The following is a 17726-nucleotide window of genomic DNA, read 5'->3' on the forward strand; positions in this document are numbered from 1 at the left end:
ATTGTCTGACCCCGGTGCCATGCTTTTCCCATGAGCGGGGGATACGACAGCGGGTTCCTGAGGGCCGGCCTTGAGCTGCCCAGTCCGTCGGTGACGACGATTCTTCTGGACTACACACACTTCTCGGTGAGGTTCCGCCCGGACCGGAAACTTGCGGCCATTGTCGGGGTCAACATCAACGGCAGGGAGCTGGACGCCCTGGCCCGCGAAGGCACCTGGCATTTCGATTCCAGGGTGCCGAAGGAACAGCAGGCCGGGCCGGACGTCTACAAGAACAATGCTTTCGACCGCGGGCACCTCGTGCGCCGCCTGGACCCGGTGTGGGGGGACCCGGCCACGGCCAAGCTCGCCAACCAGGACACCTTCGTCTTCACTAACGCCGCACCCCAAATCGACGATTTCAACCAGGGTAAGGAGCTCTGGGTGGGCCTGGAGGATCACGTACTCGGCCACGCGGACACCTTCGACGCCAAGCTGAGCGTCTTCACGGGACCGGTCTTCCGGGACGACGATCCGCCGTACCGCGGAGTGAACGTGCCCCGGAAGTTCTGGAAGATCGCCGCCTGGACCAACGAGGCCGAACTCGGCGCCGTGGGCTTCGTGGTGGACCAGACCTCCCTGCTGGACAAGGTTGAGCTGGAGAAAGCCACCCGTAAGCGGCTGCTGGAGGACGAGCCGCCGCCGCTCGGCCCCTTCCGCACCTTCCAGGTGCCCATCCGGGACATCGCGGATCTCACCGGACTGGCCCTTGACGGGCTCGTCGACGCCGACCGCCTCGCCCGCGGGCAGCGCGCCCTGGGGGAGAAACCGAAAGCCGTATTCCTGGAGAGTGCCGCCCAGATCAGGCTGTAGGAAACGGAGCCGATAGACTGGAGGCTGCGTGCCAGCGCCGCCCTCGGCTGCGGCTGCCTCTCGTACGCCCAGCCCATATACGCGACTGATTGGACACGGCCCCCTTGCGAGAATTCACCGCCCGCTTTGCCACCGCCGAGGAAATCGCCAACTGGGACGCCTTGGTGACAGCCAACCCGAACGGCGGAAACCTCCTCCAGTCCGAAGCCTTCGCAGAGGTGAAGCAGCACTACGGCTGGAAGCCCCTCCACCTGGTCTACGAAGGCCCGGACTACAACAGCTACAACTTGGTCCTGGAGAAGTCCTTTCCGGTGCTGGGCAAGCTCTGGTACCTCATCAAGGGCCCGGACGTCGCCGAGGTGGCGGATATCGCGGGCATCGTCCGCGCCAACGCGGAGTTCGTGAAGCGCAGCAAGGCCGGCGTGTTCGCGATCAAGATCGAACCGGACATCGTGCTCTCGGAGGAGACCCGCGCGGCCATCGACGCCACCGGACTGGTGAAGACCCCCAACCTGCAGCCGAACGACTCCACGGCGCTCCTGGACATCTCGCCGGATGAGCAGCCGCTGCTGCGCACCCTCCATTCCCGCGGCCGGAACGCCGTGCGCCGGGCCATCCGGGAAGGCGTGGAGGTGCTCAACATGGACCCCACGGAGGAGAACTTCCGCGCCATGTACGGGCTCATGACCAACACGGTGGAAGCCAAATCCCAGGTGCGGGTCCGCGAGTTCGACTACTACAACCGCTTCTGGACCAACTTCATTAAGCGCGACCAGGGCCGGCTGCTTTTCGTCTACGAAAACGGTGTTCCCTCCGTGGGCGCCTTCGTGATCAACTACGGCCGCAAGGGCACCTACAAGGACGGCGGCTCCCTGCAGAAGCGCAGCCAGTACGGCGACTCGCACCTGGTCCAGTGGACCGCCATCAACCAGCTCAAGGAACTGGGCTGCACCGAGTACGACTTCTGCGGCACTCCGCCCGCGGACAAGGTCAAGGACAGCTCCCACCCCTTCCACGGCCTGGGCCTGTTCAAGACCAGCTTCAGCAAGACCGTCACGGACTTTGTGGGTTGCTACGACCAGGTGCTCAGCCCTCTGAGGTACAAGCTCTGGACCGTGGCAGGGGAGCGGATCGCCCGCCAGCTCTACACACGCCGCACCGGGCAGCAGTTCTACTAGACTCGCAGCAGCACCTGCTGCATGGCCTTTGACAGCCGCCGGACCTGGAGGAAGACCCGCTTGACCGACCGCCCCGAACACCAGTCGGATGCAAGCAACCGGCCACCGACGGACGGGCTGCCCAAGACGCAGCCGATCCGCCCCTCCCAGGTGCAGCAGAACCTCAGCGCCAGGCGGATGCTCCGGCGCCTCGTGCAGGGCGAAAACCCGCCCACGGCTCCGCTGACCATCGTGGACCGGCTCGCCGGCAGCCCGTACGCGAACCCGACCATCCAGGTGGGCGGGGTGGACGCTTCCGCCCGGAAGACCGTCGACTTCGCGCTGCACCTCGCCGAGACGATGTTCCGCTACGGAGCCGGCGCCCTGGAAGTGGAAACCAGCATCATCGCGGTGACCGCGTCGCTGGGCCTGAAGTACATCGAGGTGGACATCACCAACCAGTCGGTGGGCATCAACTACTCGCCCAAGGACCAGACCCCGGTGACCTTGCTGCGGGTGGTGCGCTCCTGGACGAACAACTATGCCGGACTGGCGCAGGTGCACCAGCTGGTCACCGACATCGTGGCCGGCGGCGTCGGCAGGGACGAGGCCGTCCGTCGCCTGAACGACATCATCCGCAGGAGCAAGCCCTTCCCGCGCTGGATGGTCACCGTGGCCTTCGGCGTGTTCGCCGCGGCCTTTGTCGGCGTGCTGGGCGGCGGGCCCGGCGCTTCTGCGCTGGCCTTCGTCTCGAACCTGCTGGTCAGCCTCCTCGCCCGGCAGCTCGGCCGCTGGCGGACGCCCGACTTCTACGTGACGGCGGCCTGTGCCTTCCTGGTGACCTTCATCGCCGTGATGCTGCGCTTGGCTGGCGCGGACATCGCGCCTTCGATCGTCGTGGCGGGCGGCATCCTGCTGCTCCTTCCCACGGGGCGGCTGGTCTCCTCGGTGCAGGACGCGATCAACGGCTTCCCGGTCACGGCGGCCGGGCGTTTCCTGTCCACTACTCTGACGTTCGGCGCGATCGTGGCCGGTATCGCCATCGCCCTCGTCCTGGGGGACCGCCTCGGCAGCCAGGCGATCGACGTCACCCAGACCTTCCCGGACGCCTATCCCTTGTGGGCGCAGGCACTCCTGATCGGCGTCGCGGTCCTCGCGATCGGCGTTACGGAGCAGACCCAGCTCAGGTTGCTGTTCCCGACGGCGGCAGTCGGCCTGGTGGGGTTCTTCGTGCTGTGGGGAGCCTCGACCCTGGGGCTGGGAAGCCGCTTGTCTCCGGCCCTGTCCGCCGTGGTGATCGGCCTGCTGGCCCGTATCGTGGCCCTCAGGCTCGGTGCGCCGCAGCTGGTGGTCGCCGTTCCGGCGGCGCTGATCCTCCTGCCGGGCCTGACAATATTCCGTTCCATGTATGTTTTGACCATCGAGGAGGCGGACATCCTTGCCGGTTTCGGGGGCATGCTCAATGCCGGGGCAATCGTCATGGCCACCGCCGCCGGAATCGTCCTGGGTGACAACCTTGCACGGCCGTTGACCAAGAACCTGGCCAGCAACGAGCGGCGCCGGATCCGCCGTCGCCGCTGATACCCCCGCTAGAGGATCTGGCCTACGGGAAGCTTCTTCTCGGCCTGGAACTGGTCCTCTACACGGCCCTGCGCCCAGTAGCCGGAGAGCGACACCTGGCCGCGTTCCAATCCATGCTCACGGAAGAATATGTCGCGCAGGCCCTTCATGTAGCCGCGCTCCCCGTGGGCGAACACGTGGACACGCCCCGGTAGCCAGGCGGCATTGCGCACCGCGTCCAGCAGGACCATGCCGGAGCCGGCGGGCACGCCCTCGCGGAAAATCCAGATCAGTTCGACGCCGGCCCGCGCCTTGATGTCCAGCACGTCGCTTTCGCTGTCCACCTCGAGGAACGCCAGGCCCTTGGCGTCGGCGGGAAGGGCTTCGATCGAGGCGGCAATGGCCGGCAGGGCGGCGTCATCGCCGGCGAAGAGGTGCCAGTCGGCCGCCGGATCCGGATTGTACGCGCCGCCGGGGCCGGTGAAGACCAGGCTGTCGCCCGCCTTGGCCTGCAGTGCCCAGGGGCCGGCCAGGCCCTCATCGCCGTGGACCACGAAATCGATGGCCAGTTCCCGTGCCGCCATGTCCACCCAGCGCACGGTGTAGGTGCGGGTGTGCGGCCAGAGTTCCCGGGGCATGGTTTCCCGGATCTTCCAGAGGTCAAGCGGTTCTTCGTAGGCCACGCCCGGCTGCGGGAAGACGATCTTGACGTAGCGGTCCACGAAGTCGTTGTTCGCGTAGTCCGCGAATCCGGGGCCGCCGGCAACGACGCGCACCATGTGCGGCGAAAGCTGTTCGGTGCGCAGCACGGTCAGATTGACCTGCGGGCGGCTCGTACGGTTTGCGGAGGAGGTGGCCGGGAGGGAAGTCACAAGCTAAGCCTAAGCGTTTTCCCGAGGGTCCCGACGCGAGCTTGCGAGCGTTGGGAAGGGAACTACACGGCGTTAGGGGCGCGCCGGCAGCTCCCAGTTGACCGGCGTCGCTCCCTGTTCGATAAGCAGTTCGTTGGCCCGGCTGAAGGGCCGCGACCCGAAAAAGCCGCGGGACGCGGACAAGGGGCTGGGGTGTGCGGAAGAGATCAATGGTGTCCCGTCCAGGAGCGGCTGCACCGCCGCGGCGTCCTTCCCCCAGAGGATGGCGACCAGCGGCCTTCGTTTCCCGTCCTCGGTGCGGCGCCCTGCGACGGCGGTGACGGCCGCCGTCGTAATGGCCTCCCAGCCCTTGCCCCGGTGCGATCCGGCATTTCCTGCGCTGACGCTCAGGACCCTGTTCAGCAGCAGGACACCTTCCTTGCTCCAGGCGCTGAGGTCGCCGTGGGTCCGCGGCGGCAGGCCCAGGTCGGATTCCATTTCGCGGTAGATGTTCGCCAGGCTCCGGGGGATGGGCCGGGTGGTCCCCGATACCGCGAAGGAGAGTCCGATGGGATGGCCCGGCGTCGGGTACGGGTCCTGGCCAAGGATCAGTACCTTCACCTCGGCAAGGGGCTGGCGGAAGGCGCGGAGGAGATTCGCAGCGGCGGGGAGGACCTCGGCGCCGCGGGCCGATTCGGACGCGACGAAGCCCAGCACGGCGCGGAGCTCGGTTTCCACCCCTGCCAGCGCTTCCGCCCAATCCGGCGCCACGAGACCGGGCAGCGGCATGCCGCATAGCTCCTCGAAATCCGCGGAGCTGTTTCCGGCGTCGAGTTCAAACAGCGTTTCATCGCTTCCCACGCCACCATTCTTCCCGTGCACGGCCCCGCGATGAAACGGCCCGGCAAATGACACGGCTGTTATTTGCCCGTTACCATGGGGAAGGATTGTGTTGGCAAGCGTCGGTGTCGGTGAGTGTTGAAGGAGTGTGTCGTGGCAGAGCCCGCGCAGGAACCCATGGCGCCCGGAACCGGTGAGTGGGCACTGGACGATCTCACCGCCGGAGTCCGCAGCGATTCCCCGCTCGGGGCACGGGAACAGCAGATGCTGGCCCTGGAACGCCAGTGGTGGAAGTACGCCGGCGCCAAGGAACAGGCCATCCGCGAACTGTTCGACCTTTCGGCGACCCACTACTACCAGCTCCTCAACGCCCTCATCGACTCAGAGGATGCACTGGCGCACGACCCCATGCTCGTGAAGAGATTGCGTAGACTACGTACGTCACGGCAGCGCGCCCGCACGGCCCGCCGCCTCGGATCTGACGCCTGAGCCCCGTCGCTTGGGTGCAGGGCTGATTCCAGCAGCAAGCAGCAAGGACACCGCTTCATCATGACCAAATTCGCCCGCGATGAATTCGACCGTGTGCCGCAGAACTCTTCGCGCCAGGGTGTCCACCGCGTCGTCACGCCGGCGTCCCGCCCGGCGCTGTGGCCGGTCCTGGTCCTCGGAGCCGTGGCCCTGGTGGTCGGCCTGGCAGCTTTCCTGATGCTGCCCAAGCCAGCGCCTTCGGCCTCGCAGGGCCAGCCGACCGCTTCGCAGCAAAGCCCCTCGGCGTCGCCCTCCGGGAGCAGCGCTCCCAGCACCAGCCCGAGCCCGACCCCGACGCCCTCTGTGACCCCGACGCCGAGTTCGGCCGCCGTCGACAAGACCACGCCGGTGGCGGTCTACAACGGAGCCGGGATCAGCGGCCTTGCCAGCCGGGTATCCACCACGGTGCGGAACGACGGATGGGTGCTGTCCGACGTCGGCAACTGGCAGGGCGTCCCGCAGCAGAGTTCTGCGATCTTCTACAACGGCCCGGAACAGAAGGGCAATGCCGAAGCCCTCGGCAAACTCCTGGGCATCACCGAACTCCTCGACACCGCCCAGTACCAGGTGCCGGTCGTCGTCATCCTCGGACCCGGGTACAACTAACGGCCCCTGCCCTGCGGGCTCCTGGCGGCGTCGGCCGGCGGGAGCAGCGCTGCCGGTTACGCCTGAATAACATTGCTTCCCGACACCGCCTTGGCACCTCCCCGCGGCCGTGACCTTGGTTACAGTAGGTTGAAGCCGATCCGGAGATCCCGGAGGCGGCTCGCAACTGAAAGTGTGGGGAACATGGCTTTGGGAACCGTCAAATGGTTCAACGCCGAAAAGGGGTACGGCTTCATCACCGTCGATGAAACCGGGGACGACGTCTTTGTGCACTGGTCCGCCATCCAGATGGACGGCTTCCGCGCTCTCGAAGAAGGCCAGCGCGTGGAATTCGAGCTCGGCGAAGGCCAGAAAGGGCCGCAAGCAGAGAGCGTCCGGTTGATCTAGTGCAAGCAGTGCTCGGCCGGCGTCCAAGGCCCAACCGTCGTCTTTGGGCTGTGGCACTTGTTTCGGGCCTTGCCCTTGGCGCCTCCGCCTGCGCCGGGCCGAGCGGCAACGCCCGGCTGGACTCCGTCGAGGCCAGCGGCGACGGGACGCTAAGGATCGGCCTGATCCTGGACAACAATGGCGACTCGGCCTTCCTGAATGAGTCAGAGCTTGCGGCAGCGAAACTTGCCATCGAGCAAATCAACGGCGTAGGCGGGCATAAGGGCCGGCCCGTGGAACTGCTCCCGAAAGATGCCACAGGGGGCTCTGCGGAGTTCGGCCGTGACGCCGGGGCCCAGGCGCGCTCCCTGCTCGATGCCGGTGCCGACGTCGTGATCGGACCCAGCGATTCCAGCCACGCCCCCGCGGCGATCGACGTGCTCTCACGCGCCAAAGTACCGGTGATGTCGCCGGCCAACACAGCCGCGGCGCTGAGCGGCTACAAGAGCGGCGGGTACTACTTCCGCACGGCGGCGGCCGATTCCGCGCAGGGGAGCGTGTTGGCGAAGCTCGCCCATGACGGCGGCGCGAAGCGCCTTGCGGTGCTGCACGAAAACAGCGACTACGGCAGCCAGGTCTCCGAGGCGGCGTCGGACGCCGCCCGGAGGCTTGGCATGGAGGCACTGCCGGCGGCAGGCTTCGCCGAGGGCAAGGCCGGATCCGCCGTGGCGACGCTCAAGGACGAGGCGCCGGACGCCGTCGTCGTGGTTGCCCGGCGCGGCGCGCAGGCCGCCCTTGCGGAACTGCTCAACGCGGGAATCTCCGGAAAGAAACTGCTCCTCAGCGACGGCGCCATCCGCCAGTACGGCCTCGAGCTCGGTGCCGGCGGCCTGGACGGCGCCCGCGGCGTCCTGCCGGGCGCCTTTCCGGGGACGGATTTCCAGAACGAGCTGGTGGGGATAGACCCGGAGCTGAAGGACATGACCTTCGCCGCCGAGACGTTCGACGCCGTGAACCTCGCGGCCATTGCCGCCGCAGCTGCAGAGGACGACGCCGGAGCGTCCATCACGGCGTCGCTCACCACGGTTTCCGGCGGGGTCCGGCCGCCGGGCGCCCCTGCGGCGGAGCGGACCGCCTGCAGCAGCTACCGGGAGTGCCTGGATGTCCTGAAGGCAGGCAAGACGCCGGATTACGAGGGCGAATCGGGCCCCATCGGCTTTGACGCCAACGGCGACATCACCTCGGCGAACTACATGGTTTTCAGCTACGGCCCGGACAACACGGCCAAAATGGCCGCCAAGGAAACGGCCACACGCTCCGCCGTTTCCTGAGCCCTGGATGATCACCGTTGGCGAACACGGTCCCGCTGGCCCCCGTTCGTCCCGCCTTCTGCTTGCACTCTCCCCGGGTGAGTGCTAATTATTGACTTAGCACTCACTGGCACAGACTGCTAATCCTTCGCCGGCTCCGGCCGTCGGTGGAGCCGCAGTCGCCAGGGATCAAGAAAACCTTGCCGAGGTGAGGTCCTGACTGCGCGGCATACAGAGGCCGCAAGGAACTGGCCGTCCGTCGCGGGCACCGCTGCAAGGCTCCTTCTTAACGACTGTCCCGAAAGGACTACCGCCGTTATGGCCAAGATCATTGCATTTGATGAAGAGGCACGTCGCGGTCTCGAGCGGGGTCTGAACACCCTCGCCGACGCCGTCAAGGTCACCCTCGGCCCGCGTGGCCGCAACGTCGTCCTGGAAAAGAAGTGGGGCGCCCCCACGATCACCAACGATGGCGTTTCCATCGCCAAGGAGATCGAACTCGACGATCCGTACGAGAAGATCGGCGCCGAGCTCGTCAAGGAAGTTGCCAAGAAGACGGATGACGTCGCTGGCGACGGCACCACCACGGCTACCGTGCTGGCCCAGGCCCTGGTCAAGGAAGGCCTGCGCAACGTTGCTGCCGGCGCCGACCCGCTGTCCCTCAAGCGCGGCATCGAGAAGGCCGTTGACGCCGTCATCGCCGAGCTGCTGAACTCCGCCAAGGAAATCGAGACCAAGGAAGAGATCGCCGCCACCGCGTCCATCTCCGCCGGCGACACCGAAATCGGCAGCCTCATCGCCGAAGCCCTGGACAAGGTCGGCAAGGAAGGTGTCATCACCGTCGAGGAGTCCAACACCTTCGGCCTCGAGCTCGAGCTCACCGAAGGCATGCGCTTCGACAAGGGCTACATCTCCGCTTACTTCGTCACCGACGCAGAGCGCCAGGAAACGGTCCTCGAAGACCCGTACATCCTGATCGTCAACTCCAAGATCTCCAACGTGAAGGAACTCGTCACGGTCCTGGAGAAGGTCATGCAGTCCAACAAGCCGCTGCTGATCATCGCCGAAGACATTGAGGGCGAGGCCCTGGCCACCCTGATCGTCAACAAGATCCGTGGCACCTTCAAGTCCGTCGCCGTCAAGGCTCCGGGCTTCGGTGACCGCCGCAAGGCCCAGCTGGCTGACATCGCCATCCTCACCGGCGGCCAGGTCATCTCCTCCGAGGTCGGCCTCTCCCTGGAGAACGCCACCCTCGAACTGCTGGGCCAGGCCCGCAAGGTTGTCGTCACCAAGGACGAGACCACCATCGTCGAAGGTGCCGGCGACGCCGAGCAGATCGCCGGCCGCGTGGCCCAGATCCGCGCCGAGATCGAGAACTCCGACTCCGACTACGACCGCGAGAAGCTGCAGGAACGCCTGGCCAAGCTGGCCGGCGGTGTTGCAGTCATCAAGGCCGGTGCCGCAACCGAGGTCGAGCTCAAGGAACGCAAGCACCGCATCGAGGACGCCGTACGCAACGCGAAGGCTGCCGTCGAGGAAGGCATCGTCGCCGGTGGTGGCGTTGCCCTGATCCAGGCCGGTGCCAAGGCATTCGCCAACCTGCAGCTCGAAGGCGACGAAGCAACCGGCGCCAACATCGTCAAGGTTGCCATCGACGCTCCGCTGAAGCAGATCGCCTACAACGCAGGCCTCGAGCCGGGCGTTGTGGTGGACAAGGTCCGCGGCCTGCCTTCCGGCCACGGCCTGAACGCCGCCACCGGCGTCTACGAAGACCTGCTGGCTGCCGGCGTCAACGACCCGGTCAAGGTCACCCGCTCTGCCCTGCAGAACGCTGCCTCCATCGCCGGTCTCTTCCTGACCACCGAGGCCGTCGTTGCCGACAAGCCGGAGAAGTCTGCTCCGGCCGGCCCCGGCGCCGACGAGATGGGCGGCATGGGCGGCTTCTAAGCTCCCTTCCGCTGTTCAGCGCGCAGAGCGCGAACAGAGGGGCCCTCGGGCGCGTGGCCCAGCCCTGCGCCCAGCGTCAACGCCCGACGGCGGCTCCCACTTCGGTGGGGGCCGCCGTCGGCGTTTCCCCGGCCCTCCTTCCTTCCAGCCCTCTTTCGCCGGACGCCGCTGTCAGTCCCGTCTGGCAGGATTGAAGGCATGACGATTATTGCTGCCGCCGACGGCTCCGCCCTCGGCAATCCCGGGCCTGCCGGCTGGGCCTGGTACGTTGACGACTCCTGTTGGCAGGCAGGGGGCTGGCCGCACGGAACCAACAACCAAGGTGAACTGATGGCGGTGCTGGACCTCTTCAAGTCCACCGCCCACCTGCCCCAGGAAGACCTCCGGATCCTGTGCGACAGCCAGTACGTCATCAACTGCATCACCAAGTGGATGGCCGGCTGGAAGCGCAAGGGCTGGCGCAAGGCCGACGGCAAGCCGGTGCTCAACGTTGACCTCCTGAAAGAGATCGACCAGGCCATCGCAGGCCGCAAGTACACCTTTGAATGGGTCAAGGGGCATGCAGGCCATGACCTCAACGAGGCCGCCGACGAACGCGCCCGTGCCGTAGCCCTCGCCTACCAGCAAGGAAGCGCAGCCCCCATCGGTCCAGGGTTCCCCGGCGCCTTGCAGCCGGTGCAGGCCGGCGGCGCTGCCACAGCTGCCCCCTCCGGTGCTGCCGCGCAGCTGCAGGCGGAGCCCGCCCTCTTCGATGAGTCCGGCATCTTCGGCCAAGCGGATCTCTTCAGCGAACTCGACGACGAAATCGCGCCCTCCGGCGAAGTTGCGGCAGAGGACGTGGTTCTTGGCCTGGAACGGGAACTGCTGCGGCCCGACGTCCGTGCGGACATCGGCAGGACGGGCGTCCTCCTGCACCCGGATTTTGCGGAGATCGGCAGCTCCGGCCGTTACTGGACGAGGGACGCGATGCTCATGGCCCTCGAGGAGGATCCCGGGGAGGCCATCGAGGTGGAACTCCTGAGCGCCGACCGGCTCAGCGAAAACTCCATGCTGCTCAATTACCGCAGCCGGTCCCGTGCCGGTGCGTCCCTGCGGAGCTCGCTCTGGCTGCTCGACCGCGGCCAGTGGCGGCTCCGCTTCCACCAGGGGACGCCCGAGAGCTAAGGGGAACTGCGGGGCCCGCCTGGGGGATGGCCGGGCCCCGCAGTGCTTGTGCGGCGGGTTCAGGGCCAGTGTGCCACTGTCAGTAGCTGAAACGCTGGGTGTTCCCCTGCTCGGTCTCGAGGTAGCTGGCAGCCGCCGCGGACAAGGCGAGGTTGATGGAAGCGAGGGAGGCTTCCACCTTGTTCTGCGTCAGCGTCCATTCGGCAATGAGGCTTTGGAAATTGGCGGCGGCCGAGCCCTTCCACGTGGCCTGGAGCTCATCGAGCCCCCGCTTCATCGCCTGGACGTCTGCGCTTATTCGTTCCACCGTCGCCTTGACGGTGGTTGATTTCAACTGCATCAATTCGGTATCGACGGAAATGACACTCATGGCGTTGCCTTTCGACTCTGGCGGGTCCGCTTGTGCGGCTGGCTGTGGTCCACGCCATCGAGCCTAGGCCCGGCTGGCATGGCCCTCCAGAGCGGGAGGACGCTATGTGGACAACTCCTGAAACCCTGCCGGCCCGGGACCGTCGGCCTAGGAAGCAACCCCGCTTGCCGTGTCAGCCGCGTCCTTCCCCTGCCCTGAGCGTCCCTGCCCGGACAGTCCGTCGCGCCTGGGGAGGCTGACCACCAAAGTGGCCCCGCCGCCGTCGGTGTCTTCCACCCGCACGGTGCCGCCGTGCGAGGTGATGATCGCCGAAACAATTGCCAGGCCCAGTCCGCTCCCGCCGGTCTCCCGGGTCCGGGACGTATCCGCGCGGTAGAACCGTTCGAAGATCCGCGACCGTTCCTCCACAGGAACACCCGCGCCGTGGTCCCGCACTTCCAGGACGGAGATCTCGCCGGCCTCGGTGCTCCTAACACCTACGCCGATCTCCACGGGGCTGCCTTCGGGTGTATAGCGCAGGGCGTTGCCCACGAGGTTCCCCAGCACCTGGCGGAGCTTCGCCTCATCGCCGAGCACCGGAGCCGCAGCGGCCGGGCCGCCGTCGATCCCGGTGAGCGAGAATGCCCGGCCGGGAGAATTCGCCAGGGAGTCCAGTACGGCGTCGTTGGCAAGCAGGCGCAGGTCCACCGGGTTGAGCTGCAGCGGCCGCTGTTCGTCCAGGCGGGCAAGCATCAGGAGGTCTTCGACCATGGACCCCATGCGCTTGGCTTCGCTTTCGATCCTGCCCATCGCAGTGCCGACGTCCTCGGGGGTGGCCAGGGCGCCGTGGCGGTACAGCTCCGAAAAGCCCCGGATGGTGACCAGGGGAGTGCGCAGCTCGTGCGAGGCGTCGGCGGCGAAACGCCGCATCCTGCCCTCCGAAGCGGCCCGTGCGGCAAACGAAGTCTCGATGTGCGCGAGCATCGCGTTCAGTGAAGCGCTCAACCGGCCCACCTCCGTGGCCGGGTTCTCGATATCCACACGGCGGGACAGGTCGCCGGCGGCGATGGCGGCCGCGGTCTTCTCCACGCGCACCAAGGGCCGGAAGGACCGCCCCACCGTCCACGTTGCGATGAAGAAAGCCAGCACCAGCGTCAGCAAGCCGACGCCGACCACCACCAGGGTGGCGTGCTCCATGACCTTGTCCACGGGGGTCAGCGGCAGCCCCACGACCACCACCGCGTTCTGGCCCGTGCTGGTATCGACCACGGCAACCGCGACGACGCGCCAGTTGTTTCCGTCCGTGCCACGCACCTGGAACGGCTGCAGGCCGTAGCTGCGGGCGGTGTCCGGGGAGATGCTCCCGATATCCGGGTGGATGTCCTTGTTGCCACCGAAGGGGTAGGGCGGAGCCCCTGGGCTCAAGAGCATGAGGGAGTAGTCGGTGGGGACTGCCGGATTGGGTTCGGAGAGCTTGTCGAAGGAGCGCTGCTGGCGCGCGATTTCGACGGCGGTGCGCAGCTTGTCATCCACCTGGTCCTGCAGGTAGCTCCGCACCAGGGCCAGCGTTCCGGCGCCCGTCGCGGCCAGCGCCAGGAGCAGCAGGCCCATGATGATGGCCACGAGCTGCGACTTCAGCGAGGCCGACTTCCACCGATCGCTCAAGGTCAGCGCTTCTCCGCCGTCCGCAGCACGTAGCCCACGCCGCGCTTGGTCTGGATAAGGCCTGCCGAATCGGGATCGATGTCCACCTTGCGGCGCAGGTAGGAGATGTAGGACTCCACGATTGAAGCATCGCCGTTGAAGTCGTATTCCCAGACGTGGTCCAGGATCTGGGCCTTGGAGAGCACCCGGTTCGGGTTGAGCATCAGGTAACGGAGGAGCTTGAACTCGGTGGGCGAAAGCTCGATCACGGTGCCGCCGCGGCGCACCTCGTGCGCGTCGTCATCGAGCTCCAGGTCGTCCACCCGGATCACGGCGTCGTCATCCTCAAGCGGCTGCGTGCGCCGCAGCACCGCACGGATCCTCGCCACGACCTCGTCGAGGCTGAAGGGTTTGGTGACGTAGTCGTCCCCGCCGACGGTGAGTCCGGTGACCTTGTCTTCGGTGTCGTCCTTGGCCGTCAGGAACAGCACCGGGAAATGCTTTCCTGAGGCGCGCAAGCGGCGCGTCACGGTGAAGCCGTCCATGTCGGGGAGCATGACGTCCAGGACAACGAGGTCGGGGGCATGCTGCTCGACAGCGGCCAGCGCCTCGCGTCCGTTCGCCGCGGCGACAACATCAAAGCCCGCGAACCTCAGCGAGGTGGAAAGCAGCTCGCGGATGTTCGGTTCGTCGTCGACAACGAGGAGTTTGGCTTCAGGACCGTTCTTCTTCATGCATTCATGTTGCTCCCAGTAACTGTGAGTTTGCTGGAAGCTTGTTGGGAGGAACATTCAGGTTCCGGGGCCGCGGGCCGCCCGGATGCGGACACGCCGCCCCGGGAGGGCAAAAATGTCGGTGCCTGGTTCCACACTGGAGCCATGACACAGCAAGCAGCCCTGAAGACCGGACCCAAGACCGAATACCACGTCCACTACCTCGACGCGGACTCCGGACGCATCGGGCACGAAACCTTCGATCTCCTGGCCGAAGCCGAGCGTTTTGCGGACTCGAAGCTGTCCGCTCCGGAATGCTGGGCCACAGTAGACGCCGTCCCGGCAGCCCGTGAAGGACGCCTGGTGGCCTGACCCTGCCGCCGGCCTAGTTTCCGAGCGCCAGGCCTGCCGCCAGCGCGGTCATCGTCACGGCAATGCCGCCGTCGAGGACCCGCCACGAAGCGGGCCGGGCAAAGAATCCCCGGAGCAAGCGGGCCCCAAAGCCCAATGAACAGAACCATAGGATGCTGCCAAGTGCCGCACCTGCACCGAACCACCACTGCAAGCCGTCGCCTTGGGAGTTGGCCACCGAGCCCAACAGGACCACCGTGTCCAAATAGACGTGGGGGTTGAGCCAGGTCAGCGCCAGGACCGTGGCCAGTGCAGGGGCCAGGCCCTTGACGCGGGTTGCGGTTGCGAGCGCTGACGATCCTGCCGGGGACGATCGCCCCGAAGACGCGGGTGCTGAGGAGACGGGCCCTCCGGACCCGTCTCCGTCAGCGGGTCCCCCTTCGGTCAGCCCCTCTTCGCCTGCTTGCCCGGGAAGCAGGGACTGCGGACGAAAGGCGCGCCGGGCCGCCATGGCGCCGTAGCAAAACAGGAATGCGGCGCCGATGTACCGCAGAGCCACGACGACGGCCGGCGCGGCGGTGACCAGCCCGCCCATGCCGAATATCCCGGCAGCGATGAGCACTGCGTCGGAGACGGCGCACACGGCGACGACGGCGGCCACGTGCCGGCCGAGGAGCCCCTGACGCAGGACGAAGGCATTCTGTGCGCCGATGGCCACGATGAGGGCGAGCCCGGTGCCAAGGCCCAGGACCATTGCATGAATGATTCCGCTGATTTCCACCCCATCGACGCTACGGACGTCCAGCTACTTAGGCCAGCTAAAGATTCTTACCTTCCCTAAGATGTTCTTATGAGCCGCTTTTCCTCCGAGCAGTTGCGCACCTTTGCCGCCGTCGTCAGCGAAGGCACCCTCGAGGCCGCCGCCCGGCGCCTCCACGTCACGGCCTCGGCCGTTTCCCAACGCCTCAAAGCCCTGGAAGACAGCACCGGCCAGGTCCTGCTGCGTCGCAGCAACCCGGTCGAAGCGACTGCGGCCGGGGAAGTGGTGCTGCGCCTGGCCAGGCAAATGGCACAGCTCGAGGAAGACGCCGGGCGCGAGCTGGGACTCGCGGCGAGTGCCGGCGGGCACCACAGCCTGCCCATTGCTGTCAATGCCGACTCCCTTGCCGTCTGGTTCCTGCGCGCGCTGACCAGGATGCCTGCGGGACTGGATGTGGCCTTCGATCTGCGCCGGGACGATGAACAGCATTCCGCCGGGCTGCTGCGGTCCGGCGACGTCATGGCGGCCGTGACGGCCACCCCCGAGGCGGTGCAGGGGTGCCGCGTGGAAGCCCTGGGCACGATGCGCTACCGTGCCGTGGCGGCGCCGGACTTCCTGGGACGATGGCTGCCGGACTTCGGCGCGGGGGCTCCCGTGGACCCGTTGTTGCTCAACGCCGCTCCCGCCGTCGACTTCGACAGGAAGGACACCTACCAGGACGCCTTCCTTGACGGTCTGTTCAGGAAATCGCGCAGCCGCGCCCCGCGGCCCGCCCGGGGGCCGCGGCACTATGTGCCGGCGTCGCAGGACTTCTTCGACGCCGTCCGTTTGGGCCTGGGCTGGGCACTCGTCCCCGAGGTCCAATGCCGTCCAGAGTTCGACGCCGGACGCCTGGTCCAGCTGGCCCCGGACCGCCCCTTCGACGTGCCGCTGTACTGGCAGCGCTGGCGCACTTCCTCGCCCCTGCTGGACACGGTCAGTGAGGTGGTGCGGGCCACCGCGGGCGACTACCTGCTGGGCCCCGAAGCTGCCACCAGGCCGCGCCGCGGCTGAGACGGCTGAGGCCTGTCGGTTGGCAGCGGCAGTAGAGACTGAGGAACCCCGGCCTGCCGCCGGGGTCCCTCAGTCTCTATTTTCAGTCCGTACGGTTAGTTTCCGTGCGGTTATGGTGCACTGTTGACGATGGTGAATTGTTCAACGCCACAGGCCGATGTCGCCGGAAGGTTAAAGGCGTCTCCACTGTAGGTCGACGTCCAACGCCATGTCCCTGCGGTTGTGGCGTGGAACGTGGTGTTAGTGGTGCTGTACGTTCCGTTGCCATTGACTGTGACCGTCTGGGTCAGCGCCGGAGTTCCCGCGCAGGTGGCATCGCTCGGGGCGTAGAGCTTGAACACGATGCTTCCCGTTACCGTCCCGAGTCCGCCCGACAGAATGAAATTGTCATTCGGGATGAGGTCCTGCGTGGTGGCAACGGTTGGTTGGGCCTTGTTGAACCGGTTGGTGTAGGTGCACGTCACGTCCTGACCGTTGCCCAGCGCAATCGACACCTGTTGGCCGGTGATCGTCACGCCCGTAGTGGTGTTACAGACCAGGGAGACGAAGCTCCACGGTGCGGTCTGGGCACCCTCAGTGACGGTGTATGTCCCTGCGGGCAGGGCGCTGAACGTCCTCGATTCGGCGTTCTTCAAACTGAAACTGGACGGAGTCAGGTTGGAGGTTGTGTAGCTGAAGGACTGCGTCCCTGGGACGGGCTCATTTTGGGTCACCTTGTTGATGGTGATGCTTCCGCAGTTGTCGATGTTGACCGGGACCGGGGCAATGAAGTCCTTCAGTTCTGCGGTGAACGACGAGGACGAGCGGCTCTTGACGAAAGCGCTGCCGAAAGCCTTGCAGACACCCGCCGGGAACACGCCGGCGGCCGTCAGGTTGATCGAGGTTTCACCGAACAGGCCGGCCGTGAGGGAGCTGCCGAGCAACGGATCCGTGACCGTGCCGCTGTTTACGGCAGCTTCGGCGGCGGAGCCTGTGAGGTCCTCGTGGTTGCCCCAGCAAGGCACCGTGTTGGCCGAGAAGCACTGGCTCGCTGAACCTGACGTGACCCAGAAGTTCAGGCCGATCGTTGGTGTGCCGCTGCCGCCGAAATCGTAGGTGACGAGCAGGTCGCCGGCAGTGCGGTTCAGGGTGATATTTCCTGTGGAATTCTGGGTGAAACCAGCCGTTGTATTCTGGCTGATTTCAAAGTCCAGGTTGGCGTTGCCAATGTTCACCAGGCGTTCCCAAGCGAGGTACAGGAAGATATCGCCGTTCGCGCCCTGCTCCGAGGCTTCATAGAAGCGGGTGAGGTCGTTTTTGTTTGGCGGAATGGCGCCGGTCACGATGGTGACGTCGGGGTTGTCTTCCTTGGTGCCCTGGCCGAATGAATTGTCCGTCTTCCCTGTGGCCTTGTCGATGCCGGTGCTCACGCCGGCCACATTGGCCCAGTCCTCGTTGCCTGCTGTGTTGACAACAAGGTTTCCGTCATTGCCTTCGAAGGTGGTTCCTGGAAGGACTGCCTGTGCGCCGGTGGTGCCGGCGATAATCAAGGCCAGACAGGCGACCCCTGCGCCCCAGCGGGCGCGTGTGATGTTTTTCATGGGTGTGCTCACTCTCAGAGCGGCTAATAGGCTACGGTGCGGGCCCACGGTCCGGCGCCGGTGAATCCCCAGCATTTCTCCCCAATATTTGATCG

The 17726-nt window shown here is 66.3% G+C and carries 18 protein-coding genes; 11 read left to right on the forward strand and 7 right to left on the reverse strand.

Going from position 1 to position 17726, the window contains the following annotated elements; all coding sequences use genetic code 11:
- Positions 1 to 30: 30 nt before the first annotated feature.
- From ACZ9CK_RS02965 to ACZ9CK_RS02975, 3 genes are all read left to right on the forward strand, one after another.
- A complete protein-coding gene (locus ACZ9CK_RS02965) occupies positions 31 to 852 on the forward strand; it encodes a DNA/RNA non-specific endonuclease (RefSeq protein ID WP_426302273.1) in 822 nt (273 codons plus the stop codon).
- A 104-nt stretch (positions 853 to 956) separates the two neighbouring features.
- Positions 957 to 2030 carry a lipid II:glycine glycyltransferase FemX gene (locus tag ACZ9CK_RS02970; RefSeq protein WP_476049197.1) on the forward strand — a complete coding sequence of 358 codons (1074 nt, stop codon included), beginning with the start codon at positions 957 to 959 and terminating at the stop codon, positions 2028 to 2030.
- A gap of 60 nt (positions 2031 to 2090) precedes the next feature.
- Entirely contained in the window at positions 2091 to 3590 is a 1500-nt protein-coding gene (locus ACZ9CK_RS02975; RefSeq protein WP_426302275.1) for a threonine/serine exporter family protein, read from the forward strand.
- A gap of 8 nt (positions 3591 to 3598) precedes the next feature.
- Here the strand turns inward: ACZ9CK_RS02975 and ACZ9CK_RS02980 are convergent, their stop codons facing one another.
- Positions 3599 to 4441: a siderophore-interacting protein gene (locus ACZ9CK_RS02980; RefSeq protein ID WP_476049198.1), complete on the reverse strand. Its 843-nt coding sequence runs from the start codon at positions 4439 to 4441 to the stop codon at positions 3599 to 3601.
- A gap of 72 nt (positions 4442 to 4513) precedes the next feature.
- Entirely contained in the window at positions 4514 to 5281 is a 768-nt protein-coding gene (locus tag ACZ9CK_RS02985) for a uracil-DNA glycosylase (RefSeq protein ID WP_476049199.1), read from the reverse strand.
- 132 nt (positions 5282 to 5413) lie between these two features.
- Between ACZ9CK_RS02985 and ACZ9CK_RS02990 the strand changes: the two genes are divergently transcribed.
- The 6 genes from ACZ9CK_RS02990 to ACZ9CK_RS03015 all read left to right on the forward strand — a co-directional run bounded on the left by ACZ9CK_RS02990 (position 5414) and on the right by ACZ9CK_RS03015 (position 11181).
- Entirely contained in the window at positions 5414 to 5749 is a 336-nt protein-coding gene (locus tag ACZ9CK_RS02990) for a DUF3263 domain-containing protein (protein WP_476049200.1), read from the forward strand.
- A 60-nt stretch (positions 5750 to 5809) separates the two neighbouring features.
- A complete protein-coding gene (locus ACZ9CK_RS02995; RefSeq protein WP_426302279.1) occupies positions 5810 to 6394 on the forward strand; it encodes a LytR C-terminal domain-containing protein in 585 nt (194 codons plus the stop codon).
- A 183-nt stretch (positions 6395 to 6577) separates the two neighbouring features.
- Positions 6578 to 6781 carry a cold-shock protein gene (locus tag ACZ9CK_RS03000; protein WP_115789218.1) on the forward strand — a complete coding sequence of 68 codons (204 nt, stop codon included), beginning with the start codon at positions 6578 to 6580 and terminating at the stop codon, positions 6779 to 6781.
- Positions 6782 to 6831: 50 nt separating this feature from the next.
- Complete coding sequence (locus ACZ9CK_RS03005) at positions 6832 to 8091, forward strand: ABC transporter substrate-binding protein (protein WP_476049201.1); 1260 nt, start codon at positions 6832 to 6834, stop codon at positions 8089 to 8091.
- A 297-nt stretch (positions 8092 to 8388) separates the two neighbouring features.
- Positions 8389 to 10017, forward strand: a complete 1629-nt coding sequence (gene groL / locus ACZ9CK_RS03010; protein ID WP_426302281.1) for a chaperonin GroEL — start codon at positions 8389 to 8391, stop codon at positions 10015 to 10017.
- Positions 10018 to 10215: 198 nt separating this feature from the next.
- Positions 10216 to 11181: an RNase H family protein gene (locus ACZ9CK_RS03015; protein ID WP_476049202.1), complete on the forward strand. Its 966-nt coding sequence runs from the start codon at positions 10216 to 10218 to the stop codon at positions 11179 to 11181.
- Positions 11182 to 11260: 79 nt separating this feature from the next.
- Here ACZ9CK_RS03015 and ACZ9CK_RS03020 read toward each other — a convergent pair whose 3' ends face one another.
- The 3 genes from ACZ9CK_RS03020 to ACZ9CK_RS03030 all read right to left on the reverse strand — a co-directional run bounded on the left by ACZ9CK_RS03020 (position 11261) and on the right by ACZ9CK_RS03030 (position 13908).
- Positions 11261 to 11551: a WXG100 family type VII secretion target gene (locus tag ACZ9CK_RS03020; RefSeq protein ID WP_426302283.1), complete on the reverse strand. Its 291-nt coding sequence runs from the start codon at positions 11549 to 11551 to the stop codon at positions 11261 to 11263.
- 147 nt (positions 11552 to 11698) lie between these two features.
- The gene (locus ACZ9CK_RS03025) at positions 11699 to 13141 is read right to left on the reverse strand and encodes a sensor histidine kinase (RefSeq protein WP_476050843.1); all 1443 of its coding nucleotides are present in this window, start codon (positions 13139 to 13141) and stop codon (positions 11699 to 11701) included.
- Between the two features lie 56 nt (positions 13142 to 13197).
- Positions 13198 to 13908 carry a response regulator transcription factor gene (locus ACZ9CK_RS03030; protein WP_426302284.1) on the reverse strand — a complete coding sequence of 237 codons (711 nt, stop codon included), beginning with the start codon at positions 13906 to 13908 and terminating at the stop codon, positions 13198 to 13200.
- Positions 13909 to 14052: 144 nt separating this feature from the next.
- On the opposite strand from ACZ9CK_RS03030, the gene ACZ9CK_RS03035 reads away from it, so the two are divergent.
- Positions 14053 to 14259, forward strand: a complete 207-nt coding sequence (locus tag ACZ9CK_RS03035) for a hypothetical protein (RefSeq protein ID WP_426302285.1) — start codon at positions 14053 to 14055, stop codon at positions 14257 to 14259.
- Between the two features lie 13 nt (positions 14260 to 14272).
- On the opposite strand, the gene ACZ9CK_RS03040 is transcribed toward ACZ9CK_RS03035, so the two are convergent.
- Positions 14273 to 14992 (reverse strand): LysE/ArgO family amino acid transporter, encoded by a 720-nt coding sequence (locus ACZ9CK_RS03040; RefSeq protein ID WP_476050844.1) that lies wholly within the window; start codon positions 14990 to 14992, stop codon positions 14273 to 14275.
- 96 nt (positions 14993 to 15088) lie between these two features.
- Between ACZ9CK_RS03040 and ACZ9CK_RS03045 the strand changes: the two genes are divergently transcribed.
- Entirely contained in the window at positions 15089 to 16051 is a 963-nt protein-coding gene (locus tag ACZ9CK_RS03045) for a LysR family transcriptional regulator ArgP (protein WP_476049203.1), read from the forward strand.
- 110 nt (positions 16052 to 16161) lie between these two features.
- On the opposite strand, the gene ACZ9CK_RS03050 is transcribed toward ACZ9CK_RS03045, so the two are convergent.
- Positions 16162 to 17631, reverse strand: a complete 1470-nt coding sequence (locus ACZ9CK_RS03050; RefSeq protein WP_476049204.1) for a hypothetical protein — start codon at positions 17629 to 17631, stop codon at positions 16162 to 16164.
- Between the last annotated feature and the right edge of the window lie 95 nt (positions 17632 to 17726).

The organism is Arthrobacter sp. TE26545, from assembly GCF_056279005.1.